Source organism: Maritimibacter sp. (assembly GCF_016774595.1).
In the GTDB taxonomy this organism is placed as follows: Bacteria; Pseudomonadota; Alphaproteobacteria; order Rhodobacterales; family Rhodobacteraceae; genus Maritimibacter; species Maritimibacter alkaliphilus.
In genome coordinates this window covers 216821-229944 of the sequence record NZ_JACBWT010000003.1, presented here as the reverse complement: position 1 = coordinate 229944, position 13124 = coordinate 216821, and the positions used below count along the sequence as shown (strand labels likewise).

The following is a 13124-nucleotide window of genomic DNA, read 5'->3' as shown; positions in this document are numbered from 1 at the left end:
CGCCCGCCCGCTTGGATCAATCCATGCCGTAGGAGGCGACGTCGACCTTCGACATGATCTCGTCGAGGTAAAGCTGGATGAACGGCTCCTGCTCCATCACGTCGATCTCGTTGGTCAGACCCTTCCACTTCTCGATCAGGGCCGTCACCGTCTCGATCTTCTCGTCCACGTTTTCGAGACCATACTTCTCGTTGTATTCGGCGCGGACGACCTCAAGGTCTTGGGCGATGAATTCGGCGATCTTTTCCTGATCCTCGGCCGACGCCTCGTAGACGTTCTTGCCGGCGGCGCGGAACTCTTCGATGGCCGAGATGTTGCGCTCCTTGTTCAGGATCCAGCTCACGATCGGCTGAACGGCGGCGGCGGTCAGGATGCCGCGGCGGTTCTCTTCCGACAGACCCTGCCAGGTGTCACGGTTCATCGTGGTGGCGAGACCCGCGAACATGGACCCCATGATGCCGGTGGTGAAGTGATCCGCGATCTCGATGTAACGCAGGCCGACGAGGTTCTCACCCTGGTTGAACGAGCAGTCCACGTTGCCGGTCGAAAGGGCGTCGTAGATTTCGTTGCCCGACAGCGCCACGCGCACGGCACCGAAGTAATCCGCGAAACGGCCCTGATCGGCGGCACCCGTGCGCACCTTCAGACCTTCGAGGTCGGCGATGGATTTCACCGGCTTGTTGCAGACCAGACCGTATTCAACGGCGGCGGCCCCGTTCAGATAGACCGAGTTCAGACCCTTGAGCTGCTCCTGACAGTCGGGGCAGTTCAGCATCACGTATTCCATCGACGCGCCGATGACCGCCGGGCCGGGCCACTTGGTGTCCGGGTCCGAGATCGCCAGAAGCGACAGGTCGGCGGGCAGGTTCATTTCCGAATATTCCGCCGGGAAATACGGGAACAGCGTGAACCCGCTGTCGGCCAGACCGTCGCGGATACCGCCCGACATCTCGGCAAGGCTGAGAAGCGACAGCGCGAACACCTTCATTTCGAGATCGGTGTTGGCTTCGATCGCTTCGCCGAACGCCACGGCGGCGTCGTAGTTGTAGCTGGTTTCCGGCAGGCCGACGGCATGGCGCAACGTCTGCGCCTGTGCCCCGCCCACGGTCAGCGCACCCAGCGCGAGACCCGCGACCGCGGCGCCCTTGAGCCCGGAAAACCCTTTGAAGTCCTGAATGAGTGTCATGTTGTCCTCCCAATGGGTCGGACCTTCGCCCGACCGACCTTCGTTATGTCACGCGGCAGGTCTCCTCCACCCGCCACAACGACCTTGACCGCTTCGGGCGCCAGTCGTCTGCCCCGATAGCATTACCGAAACTTTCCATTGTGTATATATAAATCTCTTCCATATGCACAATCTGGTGCGATTTTGGTGTTTTTGGGGGGCCTGCGGCGGATCGACGGCCCCGCAACGCGCGAAAAAATCGCGACGGACGGGCACCGAGATTCGCTCAGAATCACTTTGAAAAGCGCCATTAGCGCGAAACGGCCCGTGACCGCATCCCGAGTTTCGCGCATTTCGGGAGCTGTGCAAAGTGTAGACAGACTCCCATTCCAAAAATACACATGAGCGGGATAATTACACACGCAGGGCGCGGCTCGGTCTCGGTTCGGGGCATCGCGGCACCCCCTGAAAGACCCGAAAAGGCCCGCTCATGACCGCCCGTTTCCCCCACCTGTTCGCCCCCCTCAAGATCCGCGACATGGCGCTGCGAAATCGCATCATGGCCCCGCCCCACGGCCGCATCATCGCCGATCCGCAGGTGTCCGAGCGGGAATACGCCAAATACGCCGCCTACTGGCTCACCCGCGCGCGCGCCGGGCTGGGCTGGATGGACGGGGTCAACGCCTTCATCGACAACGGGATGCTGCCGCAGGGCCTGCGCCTCTCCGGCCTCGGCGCGGTCAAGCGCGGCACCATGCGCAAGCCCAACTTCCGCGACGTGTTCTCGCGCTTCGCGGACGACATGCACGCCGAGGGCACCGCCGTCACCGCCCAGATCATCATGCAGGGCGCGCAGCCGCACTCGGCCTCGGGCGTGCTCGCCAACTACACCAACAACCAGCCCACCCACATCCTGACCTATGACGAGATCCAGCGCACCATCGACGAATACGCCTTTACCGCGGCCGAGGCCGAAGCGGCCGGGTTCGACGGCGTGGAAATGCACGCGAACCACGAAGACGTCATGCAGCTGTTCATCTCGCCCTACACCAACCGGCGCACCGATGCCTACGGCGGCGACTTCGACGCCCGCCTGCGTTTCCCTATGGAAGCCTTCGCCGCCATGCGCACCGTCACCGGCCCCAGCTTCGTCATCGGGATGCGCTTCAACATGGACGAGTTTTTCGAGGGCGGCTACGACCTCGCCGAAGGCATCCGCATCGCGCAGGCGTTCGAGGCGTCGGGTCATATCGACTACCTCCACTGCGTGATCGGCAACAACTGGGGCGCCCCCAGCTATGTCCAGCCGCACGTCTTCGGCCCCGCCCAGTGGGCCGACATGGCGGGCAAGTTCCGCGCGGCGCTGTCGATCCCCGTCATCTACGGGGGCCGCGTCAGCGACCCCGAGGCGGGCGAAGCCGTGCTGGCCGAGGGTCACGCCGATGTCGTCTCCATCGCCCGCGCGTTCTTCGCCGACGAGGATTTCGTCGCCAAGGCCCACGCGGGGGCATCGGACACCATCCGCCCCTGCATCGGCTGCAACGATTGCCTGCACGCCGCCGCCATCGACGGCCTGCCCTTCGGCTGCTCCGTGAACCCCCGCGCGGGGCGCGAGGCCGAGCCGGCCCCCGCCCCGGCCCCGACACCGCGCCGCGTCACCGTAGTCGGCGGCGGCCCGGCGGGGATGGAGGCGGCCGCCGTCGCCGCCGAGCGCGGGCATCACGTCACGCTCTGGGACCGCGCGCCCCAGCTTGGCGGCCTGATGCGCGTCGCGGGCACGGTGCCGGAAAACGCGGCCTACCTCGCCTTCATCGACCACCAGACCGCGCGCCTCACCGAAGCGGGCGTGACCCTGAAACTGGGGGAGGAGGCGACGGCGGACACGATCCTCGCGGACGCGCCCGATGTGGTCCTGCTCGCCACCGGCACCCGGCCCCGAAGCCTCGACGCCCCGGGCGTCGATGCGCCCTTCGTGGTCGAGGGGCGCGACGTGCTGATGGGCACCGCCGACGTGGGCCGGAACGTCGTCGTCATCGCGCGCGAAGATCACATGCAGCCCCTGACCGTGACCAGCGCGCTTCTCGAACGCGGCTGCTCGGTCCGGGTCATCTATCAGACACCGGGCGTCGCCCCCGGCGTCGGCAAGTATTCCATCGGTGGCATTCTGGGCAAACTCACCGGACAGGGCGCGACATTCACCGTCATGACCCGCGTGGCCGGGATCGCTCCCGACAAACTCACGCTGAAATGTGTCTATTCCGGCGTGGAAAGCGAGATGACGGATTTCGACACCGTGGTTCTGGCCTGCGGCGGCACCCCCGATGCCGGGCTCTATGATGCCCTGAGCGGCAAAGGCCCCGAGGTGAGGATCTTCGGCGACGCCTATGTGCCGAACCGCATCCTGCACGCCACGCGTCAGGCCTTTGAAAACGCCTGCCTGATCTGAGTCTACACCGCGTCCTCCTCGAAGGCCCCCGGCACGAGTTCCTCCCAGAACGCCGCGATCCGTTCCGCGTTCAGCGCGCTCATCCAGCCGTGCCGCTCGAAATCGTCGCGCGCCGCACCGTCGAGCCGCGACAGGAACATGCGCTTGTCCGCATCCCGCTGCGTCGGCGTGCGCCCCTCGACCAAGGCCTTGATCCGGGCCAGCCGCCGTGCCCGCTCGCTCGACGGGGCCGGGGTCGCGGCCCCCTGCCCTTCTCCGCCGTAATCCGCCTTCAGCGCCGCCGACAGATACCGCACCGGGTCACGCACCCCGTCCTGCCCGGCGACGTAATCGACCTTGCGCGTCACATAGGCCTCGCCATGTTCCGCGATCCACTGGCGCGCCAGCCGGTCGCTCACCCCAAGGTCGCGCAACCGCCGATAGACCGGGCCATTCCGGATACCCTCGCCGTCGTCCAGATCGAGGATCGCAAGCTGCGGGTTCTCTTCGATCAGGAACCGGATGTCGGTGACCTGCCGCCCCATCTTCTTCACCTCCGGCGTGACGATGATGTTCGACGTCTTGTTCACCTCGGCCACCGCCGGCTTGATGATCTTCGCGTTCAGGTGCTTGTAGCTTTCGTAATACGCGCTGTCGGCCACCCCCATGAGCCGCCGGAACAGATCGAGCGACCACCACCCCGTGCTCCCCGTCCGCACGAAGCGGTAACAGTTCTCATAAAGCGCCAGCGCGTGACCCGATGTGAATCGCCGCTGGATGTTCAGGTTGATGAGCGCAAAGACTTTCGGATCGTGCAGCTTCTCGGCCAGCGCGTCGGAATAGGCGTATTCGCAGATCCCGCCCTTGAGCTTGGCATAGGACAAAAGCGAGGACACGCCCCACTCCTGCCGCCCCTGCTCATCCAGCATGTCCCATTCCGCCACCGTCTCGGCCAGCCCGCGCAGGCTATCCTTGAGCGTGTCGAAATCGTTGGAGTTGTAGCCGATCATCATACACAGCGTGCGCGCGTCGATCTGGTGGCGGCGGCTGGTGGTCAGTGTGTCATAGGCGTTGAGCAGCAGCACATTGCTCAATTTCCTCTGTAATAGAGTCAGTTTTCCCGACACGTGAATGGCCGCCACGTGTTTCTTCACGGCCCCGCGTCTGAGGGATCCGGTCAGCCGATCCCGCGCAATCTCGTCCATACTGTCACCTGCTCGTTCTTTTTTTTCAGTCTCCGCGATAAGGCACCCGCGATCAAGTCTGCTCTTGGCACCTATGGGTCCGTCCCGTATCCGGGTTCCTGACGGATCGTGCCACGGGCGAAAGGGACCCGCTTACGGGACGGGGCTGTGGACAAGTCCGGGCGCGGGAGTTGGAAAAGGCCCTAATACGGCAGAAAACCCTTGTTTCCGAACGAATCGCTGCCCCTGCCCTGCGAATCGGAGTCCCTCCTCCCGTATCCGGGTGCCTTTCATCCCGATCTCAGGCGCCCTTCGACCCGTATTCAGGTCCGCTTTTGGCCGTAAGGCATTGGTAAATCGTCATTTCCTTCGGTCAAAGTCTTTAAAGTTCTGAAAGAAAACCTAAACGGGACGGTCTGTGCTTTCTGAATTCTTCAGGATTTTTCGATGCACAATCCAAACCGATTCACTTGTGCCCCGGCATGTGCGATAGTTTCCACGATATCGCAGGAAATAGCGAACATTGAGAGGCACTCATGGCACCAAAATCTCCGGGCAAACAGGATCTCCCCCCCTACTTCAACATCGATCCGGGTTTCGCCGCGAAACGTCTGGCCGATCCTATCGAGACGTCCCGATTCGCAAAAGCCGCCGCCTTCGCCATGCGCGGACGCGACGACCTCGCCAAACGCGGCTATGCGCCCGACGGCAACAAACGGCTCCGCAAGTTCTCGATCTGGGAAATCACCCGCTACCTGATCCCCGTCGCCGCCGCCCATCTGCGGCGTGTGCTGAAGGCCAACCCCGATCTTCCACAGGGCGAGGGCGAGGCGGGGGCGAAGTGGTTCACGCTGGAAGAGGTGATGGAGATTCGCGACCACTTCGCCACCGAGGGCGCCTCCGGCAAAGCCTACAAATCGTGGCGGCCCGAGGGGCTTCCGGCCAAGGTTGTGGCGGTCGCGAATTTCAAGGGCGGGGTCGGCAAGACCTCGACCGCCGCCCATCTGGCGATGAGCGCGGCGCTCGACGGCTACAAGGTGCTCGTGATCGACCTCGACAGCCAGGGGTCGATGACCTCGATCCTCGGCGGCAAGGTCGAGGACGAATGGATGACCGCCTTCCCCCTGATCGCGCGCGATTTCGCCAAGACGCTGACGGCCGAGAACGAGGTGCGCGAACGCTCCGGGCAGGCCCCCTACCCGTTCGACGAAAGCCTGACCGAGGCGATGCAGGTTTCGCCGCGAAACCTCGTCCAGAAAACGCACTGGCCCAACATCGACCTGATCGGCGCGCAGCTGAACCTGTACTGGGCCGAGTTCCAGGTGCCCGTCTGGCGGATGCAGGTCCGGTCCTGGGCGCTGTGGGATGCGCTCCAGAACGCGCTGGAGGATGGGGGGCTGCTGGATGAATACGACATCATCCTGCTCGATACGCCCCCTGCCCTCGGATACCTCACGATCAACGCGCTGGCCGCCGCCGATATTCTGCTCGTGCCGCTCGGGGCATCGTTCCTTGAATTCGATTCGACGGGTCGGTTCTTCGACATGATCTATTCCACCTTCGCCTCGATCGAGGAGGGTGAGAACCGGGTCAGGCGGCGCGACAATCTGCCGGAAATGCAGTTCGAATGGGATGCCGTCCGGGCCATCATCACCCGGTTCGACGCCGGACAGCAGGCCGATCTGGCGAACGTGATCCAAGCCTATTTCGGCGACTTCATGACCGCCTACCGGCAGGAGCTGACCGCAATGGTCGGACAGGCGGGCGAGCAGGTATCGGGGATATACGAGACCGACTACCGGGACTTCAACCGCGAGACTTACGTCCGTGGGCGCGAGACGTTCGACGGCACGTGGGCCGAGGTCAAATCGCTGATCCTCGGGTCGTGGTGGCGCGATCAACAGATGGAAAACGCGGAAAGCGAGGAGGCGTGATAGATGGCCAAGCGACGTAAACTCGAAGCGCCGAGCGCCGATGATCTGACCCGGCTCGAAGCGGAGTTCCAGCGCGACACACCGCTCAAGGGTCCGATGTCGGCCCCCATCGCGCAGGTGGCCGCCGACACCGCGCAGGCCGCCGATCTGCGCTCGACCGAAGAGCGGGCGGAAGCCGCGCGCAACCGGACCGATGCGGAGCGGCTGCGCGAGGCCGAGGAGGCGGGGCGGCTGATCGTGGAAATCCCGCTCGACGAGATCGACGAGATGGCCGTGATCCGCGACCGCATGTCGATGGATGCCGAGGAGTTGGAGGAACTCAAAAGGTCGATCGCATCGCATGGTCTGCGCCTGCCGATCGAAGTGTTCGAGCGGTCCGAGCCGGGCGGCGAAAAGCGGTATGGCCTGTTGTCGGGCTACCGCCGGTTCATGGCGATGCGCAGTCTGCGGGAATTGTGGAGCGGGGACCGCTACGGCGCGATCCGGGCCGTGGTGCGCGACCCCGGCGCCATGGGCGGCACCTTCGTGGCGATGGTCGAAGAGAACGAGGTGCGCGCCGATCTGAGCCATTTCGAACGCGGGCGCATTTCGGTGCTGGCCGCGCAGGAGGGCGCGTTCGTCAACACCGAGGCGGCGGTCGATGCGCTGTTCGCGACGGGGTCCAAGGCCAAGCGGTCCAAGATCCGGTCCTTCGCGCTGATCTTCGAGGAGTTGGGCGACATGCTCGTCTTTCCCGAAAGCCTGCGTGAAAAGGACGGGCTGAAACTCGCCTCGGCGCTTCGGTCGGGGGGGGAGGCGGCGCTACGCGATGCGCTGGCGCAGGCCGCGCCCGACACGCCGGAGGATGAGCTACAGGTGATCCTGTCGACTATCGAGGCGATGACCCCCGCAGCCGTCGATCCGTCGCGCGGCGGGCGGCCCAAGCGGAGCACGACGCGCAGCCGCACGACCGATGCCGGGGTGCGGGTCGAGGTCGAGCAGGACGGGTCCGACTGGGTGCTGCGGCTGTCGGGCGAGCGGGTCAACGGCGAGTTGATGCGCACCATCGCGCAGGAGGTCGAGGGGCTACTGTCACGCGCCTGACAGGTTTCGCGGCGAAACCAAAGGTTAACGAAGAGGGCCCGTATCGCGCGGGCCTTTTTTGGTTTCTCAAACCTGCTGTCTGGGTGAGGATGACGAGGAAGCGGGCCGGGCGGCCGCGAGTCCGGGCCGTCCGGACAGTTAAGCGTATCGGACCCGGAAGCTCGGTCCGGCAGGGCGCTTTCGGGGGGGGGCGTTGTCATGGTCTAGGGCGTCTTAGCGGGGCGCCTGAAAACGCAGACTTATTGGACATAACGCAGCCCCGCAGAGCGGGGCGGTTTGAATGGCATTTAATGGACAAAAGCGCCGCCGAAGTGTAGGGTCTGAGCATGACATTTGCCCGGCCGGATCACATCAGAGACGTCGATACGTTACCCCGGATGCCGGCCTGGGTCACCTCCACGCGTGCTGAAACCCTTGAAGATGGTGCGTTTTTGTCAGGCGCGGCGCTGAACCACCTGCATCTTGTGTTGGGACGCGAGGAGGTGCCCCAAGCCTTGTTGCGGGACCGGCTCGCGCTGCGTGCGGCCGAGGCTTGCGTCGCGTTCTCAGGACGGTCGGAGCGGGCAGGGGAGTTGCGCGATGCGGTGCACCTGCTGCGTCCCGGCGATCTACCGGGACCGGCCGGTGAAACCTACCATATCTGGCGTCGTGCGGTGGAGCGGCCGGTGTCGATCAAGGCTCTGGGTCGGGCCTTGCCGGCCTTCGAGCCGGGTCAGATCGCCACGTGGCTCGATGCCGGGAAAGGGTTGCCGGTGACCCGGGCCGCGATGGTGTTGGAGGTGGTGCTGCGCGAGGTGCCGCGCGCCGATTTGGCAGCGTTGATCCTTGCGGACGCGGCTTTGGCTCAGGCGCTTGATTGGGAGCATCTTGTGCCGTTGCTGGCTGCGGGCCCGAAACGCGCCGATCTGCGCAAGCAGGGTGATGACCTTCGCTTGGCCTGTCATCGCGCACTCATCTCGTCGGCGATCGAGGCTGTGCGGCAGGTCGCCGACCTCGCGCGGAGAGCGGCGCATCTGAAGGCGGTCGCACCCAAGCTCCGGGCCAAGGGGGCAGGCGACGCGGTCGAGATGTTCCTGACCCGGGACGCCGTGGCGCCGTCTGCCTTGCCTTTGCCGGATCGCGCCGCGCGGCGGCTCTGCGATCGGCTCGTCGACCTCGGCGCGGTGCGCGAGCTGACCGGGCGCGACACCTTCCGGCTTTACGGGGTGTAGCGATGGCGAAGGATCGCTCTGACCCCGAACTGGATCGTGAGCTGCCCGACCTGCCGCCGGAGCTGCGCTGGCGCGAATGGATGCGCCGGATCGAGGCGGTGCTCTTCGCCTCTGCCTCCCCTGTGCCGCGCGAAGATCTTGCCCGTGTAGTGGGGCAGGGGGTGTCGGTCGATCTGCTGATCGAGGACCTCGCCGCCGATCTGGAAGGGCGGGCCTTCGAGATCGCGCAGGTCGCTGGCGGCTGGATATTCCGGACGCGACCCGCCTACGCGCCCTCGATCCGCGCCGCCGCGGATGTTGAGGACCAGTTGCTCGACCTGAGTGAATTCGACGTCGCGGTGCTGGCGGCCATCGCTTACCACCAGCCGATCACGCGCGACGGGCTGAAGGACATCTTCGGCAAGGAGATCAGCCGCGACCTGATCGGCCGACTGCATGCGCGCGACCTGATCGGGACCGGGCCAAGGTCACCCCGGCGAGGGGCCCCCTATACCTTCGTTACCACGGAGCAGTTCCTTGTCGCCTTCGGTTTGGAGAGCCTGTTCGATCTTCCGGATCGGGAGCAGCTAGAGGATGCGGGGGTTCTGGCGGAAGCACCACAAGTCGATTTCAGCTGACGCATTGCCGGTCTCCGTTGCCGATGCCTGACGCAAACTCTGTCGTTCTGCTTATCGTTTCATCTGCAGTGCAACGTTTCATGCGGAGAGCCAGAAATACTCACAATTTCAATGTGATAATCGTTGCATCCCTGTGAAGACGTCCACTTGCTCGATTCTGGTCGAGAGGATGTTGTCGCGTACGCCCGCGAGCAGTTCTTCGTCTGTTTTGGGCTGGAAGACCTTCGCGAACTTCCCCACTTGGAGCAACTGGTGAATGCTGTGTTGGTCGCTTCGCTGTGAGAGCGATGCAGTGTTCGCATGCTGTGACCCGTTTACACGATCTAAACGAGTTTCGAATATTTCGAGTGTTGCGATTGTTTCGAATGACGGATAGCCTATATCCAACACGAGACGAGAGAACCGGAGAGAGAAGATGAACGCCCTCAGAAAAGAGGCGTTCTTTGATCGTTTGCCCGACGAGGTCGAGATCAAGAACGCCGAACAACTCAGAGCGATTGTCGCCTCCCAGATCAAGGAAGGCGAACCGACAAAGCTGTCGCTCGCCCTGGAAGGCGGCGAAGTTCGCACCGTGACGCTTGCGCCGGCCTTGACGGCTTCGCTACTCGAAGTGCTGCGGCTTGTCTCGAGCGGTCGCGGGTTTCGGATGATTCCCGTCGAGTCAGAGTTGACCACGCAGCAGGCGGCGGACCTTCTCAATGTGTCCCGGCCGTTCCTGGTAAAGCTTCTCGAGGAAGGCGAGATTCCGTTTGCGAAGACCGGCCGTCATCGCCGTGTTCGTGCCGACGACCTCTTTGCCTACAAGGAGAAGCGTGATGCGTCTCGCTCGGATGCTTTGAGTGACCTTGCTGCAATGGATGCGGAAGAAGGTCTTGTATGAACCGACACGCAGATCGGTTCACGGCTCTCCTCGATGCTTGCGTCCTTGGCGGAGCGCTTCGCAGAAACATGCTCCTGAGCCTGGCCGAGGCCGGCTTGTTCCGGCCTCGGTGGAGTAGTCGCATCCTTGACGAGACCCAGAAAGCGATCAGCCAGATCACCAAGGGCGAAACCGATGGTTCCCGGCAAAGGGCGGCAATCGAGGCAGCATTTCCTGATGCTTTGGTAACTGGTTATGAAATCTTCGAAGACAAGCTCGCGTTGCCCGACCCCAACGACAACCACGTGCTGGCAGCGGCCATCGCGACGTCTGCTTCAGTCATCGTGACGGACAATCTTGCCGACTTTCCTTCCGCGGTTCTGGACTCGCACGCAATCCAGGCGATTTCCGCCGACGACTTCATCGCCGATACAATCGAGCTGGATCCCTCGGAGGCCATTCTGGCCCTGCGTCGCATGCGGGAGCGCTTCAAGAACCCCGCGCTCGATGTTGCGGCTTTGATTCACAAGTCAGAAGCGCAGGGCCTATTGCAGGTTGCAACCTTCATGGACGAGTACCAGTCGTTCCTGTGAGGAGACGACTGGTGGATGTTATAGCACAGGCATGAAGTACTTTCGGCGATTGTGGCCGACTTTGAGCCCCGCCGGACGTGCTAAGCGGTCCGTGGTAATCTGTCATCACCGATCCATCTTCAGTCGAGGAGCCTCTCCAGCTCTTCCCCTTGGGCGGCATGCTTCTTGGGGTTCCCTGTCTTCAGCTTGTTCACGTTGATCAGTTTCCATCTGACGGCGGGCAACCCCGCGGCTTGTGGGCGTTCGATCGCTTGGAAGTCCGGCTCACCTTCATGCAAGGTTCTCAGAAATCTTTTCGCGTCATCATTGAGGCGGGATCGAATATCCCCGATTAGGCGGGCGCGTGTGGCGAGAAGTTCCGCAAGGTCGACCGTTTCCTTCGTCATGCCCTCGAACTCTCGCGCATAGGGCTGATCGAGATTGGTCAGGTTGGGGTTCAGCAATTCATGCGGCGGGCGCGGTGAACTGGCCACATAGATCAGGAAGGTGCGGAACAGCTCGTCCGTGAGGCCCTCATTCTCGTAGAGCAACTTCACGTCATACAGATCGCGCGGGTGCTGGCGATCGACCGCCGCATGCAGCTTGCCTCCGAACAGATCCTCGAAAGAGACGATGTTCATCTCGGCGTACCCAAATTCATCCTCGACGGCTGCTGAGACTTGGCGTGGTTCCGGATCGTGGACAACGCCCCGGGTGACGGGGGAGGTCTCGATCTTGATCTCGGCCGTGCCGAGGCGCGCGAGAGCCCGCGTGGCGCCGCCGCCACCGCCGGCAATGCGCTGCGTTTTGGCGCCGGTGATGCCGCCCTCGATCGCGGCGGCAATCCGGTGCATGGCCGCGTTGATCTCGGCGAGGCTCTCTTCGCGGCCTTTGACAGGCAGGTAGGTCAGATCGATATCGACCGAGAGCCGTGGCAGGTCGCGATAGAAGAGGTTAATAGCCGTCCCGCCCTTCAGCGCAAATATCTGCTCCTTGGCGACATACGGGAGTATGCGCACGAGCAGCTCCACTTGGGCGGCATAGTCTTCACGCGCCATCGCCAAGCTCCTTTCTCACAAACTCCTCGGGCACCATGATCCGGTAGCGCGGATGTATCTTGCCGCCTTTGACCAAGGCACGGTCGCCGCTGCCGAGATCGAATTCGTCCGGATCGAGGCGCTTGCGCCAGGCATGATCGTGGCGATCTGCAAAAACGAAGAACAGGCGTTTGACCTTGATCTTCTTGCAACTGCTGAGAAGAGCCGAAAGGGTCCTCGGGCGCAACGTCGTCAGGCTTTCGAACGCCATGTCGAGGTTATGAAAGCTTTCATGATCCGGTAACTCGTCCAGCGCTTCGAGGATGGCGCGTTCCGGCGAGGACATCACCAATCTCCAGTCCCATGGCAGGGGCGATATTGTCTGATTGATGCCATGCCGTGCATCATCAACGCCCAGCTCCGGATCGGAGAACAGCGATACGTTTCGGGTGCGGAGTTGGGCGTTGAGCGGCAGTTTTTCGAGCCAAGTTGGGATTTTTGCGCCGTAGACCGAGACGGTGCTCGTATCACCAAGCGAGAGATAGTGCGCATATCCTTGCAGGCTCAGTGCCGTCACTCCGCCAACATGGACAGGGTAATGCATGATGTGCTGAAGCGAGAGCAGGCAGGTCTTCCAGTCCAACGTGTTCGTGACATCAGTGCTTGGTGCCGGGCGGCGGAAGATACCTCGGCCGAGGCGTTCCAGCCAGCCGCGCTGGACATAGGCGTAGGACGAACGCCGGCCTATTTTGTGGCGCTCAAGCCAGGGGGAATCCACGAGGAACCCCGCGGGGACAGCCTCAAGAAGGCTCTTTATTTTTTGGTGTTCTTGTCCACTCATAAACGACATAATGGCAGATTCTTAAAGATGGCGCCACCAATCTCTGTAGATATGTTCCTATTAGTCTATCAAAAATCGACAAAATAGGAGCTTTTTAAAGAATTTGACTGTGAGCTCCCAGACACTCTCAATAAAGCTGGGTGGGTAGAGGGGGAAGCGGTCATTCGCTGCGCTGTGTGTCGAAGTCTGCGCTGCA

At 62.9% G+C, this 13124-nt stretch carries 11 protein-coding genes; 7 read left to right on the top strand and 4 right to left on the bottom strand.

Annotated elements, in window-relative coordinates:
* Positions 1-16 precede the first annotated feature (16 nt).
* Complete coding sequence (locus HOY44_RS21120; protein ID WP_008327678.1) at positions 17-1186, bottom strand: C4-dicarboxylate TRAP transporter substrate-binding protein; 1170 nt, start codon at positions 1184-1186, stop codon at positions 17-19.
* 469 nt (positions 1187-1655) lie between these two features.
* On the opposite strand from HOY44_RS21120, the gene HOY44_RS21115 reads away from it, so the two are divergent.
* Positions 1656-3611, top strand: a complete 1956-nt coding sequence (locus HOY44_RS21115) for an oxidoreductase (protein WP_287437608.1) — start codon at positions 1656-1658, stop codon at positions 3609-3611.
* Between the two features lie 2 nt (positions 3612-3613).
* Here HOY44_RS21115 and HOY44_RS21110 read toward each other — a convergent pair whose 3' ends face one another.
* A complete protein-coding gene (locus HOY44_RS21110) occupies positions 3614-4795 on the bottom strand; it encodes a replication initiation protein (protein WP_138424352.1) in 1182 nt (393 codons plus the stop codon).
* Positions 4796-5310: 515 nt separating this feature from the next.
* Between HOY44_RS21110 and HOY44_RS21105 the strand changes: the two genes are divergently transcribed.
* The 6 genes from HOY44_RS21105 (at position 5311) to HOY44_RS21080 (ending at position 11071) form a co-directional block, all read left to right on the top strand.
* A complete protein-coding gene (locus HOY44_RS21105; protein ID WP_008327480.1) occupies positions 5311-6708 on the top strand; it encodes an AAA family ATPase in 1398 nt (465 codons plus the stop codon).
* Between the two features lie 3 nt (positions 6709-6711).
* Complete coding sequence (locus HOY44_RS21100) at positions 6712-7791, top strand: ParB/RepB/Spo0J family partition protein (RefSeq protein ID WP_008327481.1); 1080 nt, start codon at positions 6712-6714, stop codon at positions 7789-7791.
* Positions 7792-8117: 326 nt separating this feature from the next.
* Positions 8118-9002 (top strand): DUF1403 family protein, encoded by an 885-nt coding sequence (locus HOY44_RS21095; RefSeq protein ID WP_287437605.1) that lies wholly within the window; start codon positions 8118-8120, stop codon positions 9000-9002.
* A gap of 2 nt (positions 9003-9004) precedes the next feature.
* Entirely contained in the window at positions 9005-9619 is a 615-nt protein-coding gene (gene scpB / locus HOY44_RS21090; protein WP_287437603.1) for an SMC-Scp complex subunit ScpB, read from the top strand.
* Positions 9620-10034: 415 nt separating this feature from the next.
* The gene (locus tag HOY44_RS21085) at positions 10035-10499 is read left to right on the top strand and encodes a helix-turn-helix domain-containing protein (protein ID WP_287437601.1); all 465 of its coding nucleotides are present in this window, start codon (positions 10035-10037) and stop codon (positions 10497-10499) included.
* The gene (locus HOY44_RS21080) at positions 10496-11071 is read left to right on the top strand and encodes a PIN domain-containing protein (protein WP_287437599.1); all 576 of its coding nucleotides are present in this window, start codon (positions 10496-10498) and stop codon (positions 11069-11071) included. Before HOY44_RS21085 ends, HOY44_RS21080 begins: the two co-directional genes overlap by 4 nt.
* Before the next feature lie 119 nt (positions 11072-11190).
* On the opposite strand, the gene HOY44_RS21075 is transcribed toward HOY44_RS21080, so the two are convergent.
* Both HOY44_RS21075 and HOY44_RS21070 read right to left on the bottom strand, forming a co-directional pair.
* Complete coding sequence (locus tag HOY44_RS21075) at positions 11191-12108, bottom strand: nucleotidyl transferase AbiEii/AbiGii toxin family protein (protein ID WP_287437597.1); 918 nt, start codon at positions 12106-12108, stop codon at positions 11191-11193.
* Positions 12098-12928 (bottom strand): type IV toxin-antitoxin system AbiEi family antitoxin domain-containing protein, encoded by an 831-nt coding sequence (locus HOY44_RS21070; RefSeq protein ID WP_287437799.1) that lies wholly within the window; start codon positions 12926-12928, stop codon positions 12098-12100. Before HOY44_RS21070 ends, HOY44_RS21075 begins: the two co-directional genes overlap by 11 nt.
* Between the last annotated feature and the right edge of the window lie 196 nt (positions 12929-13124).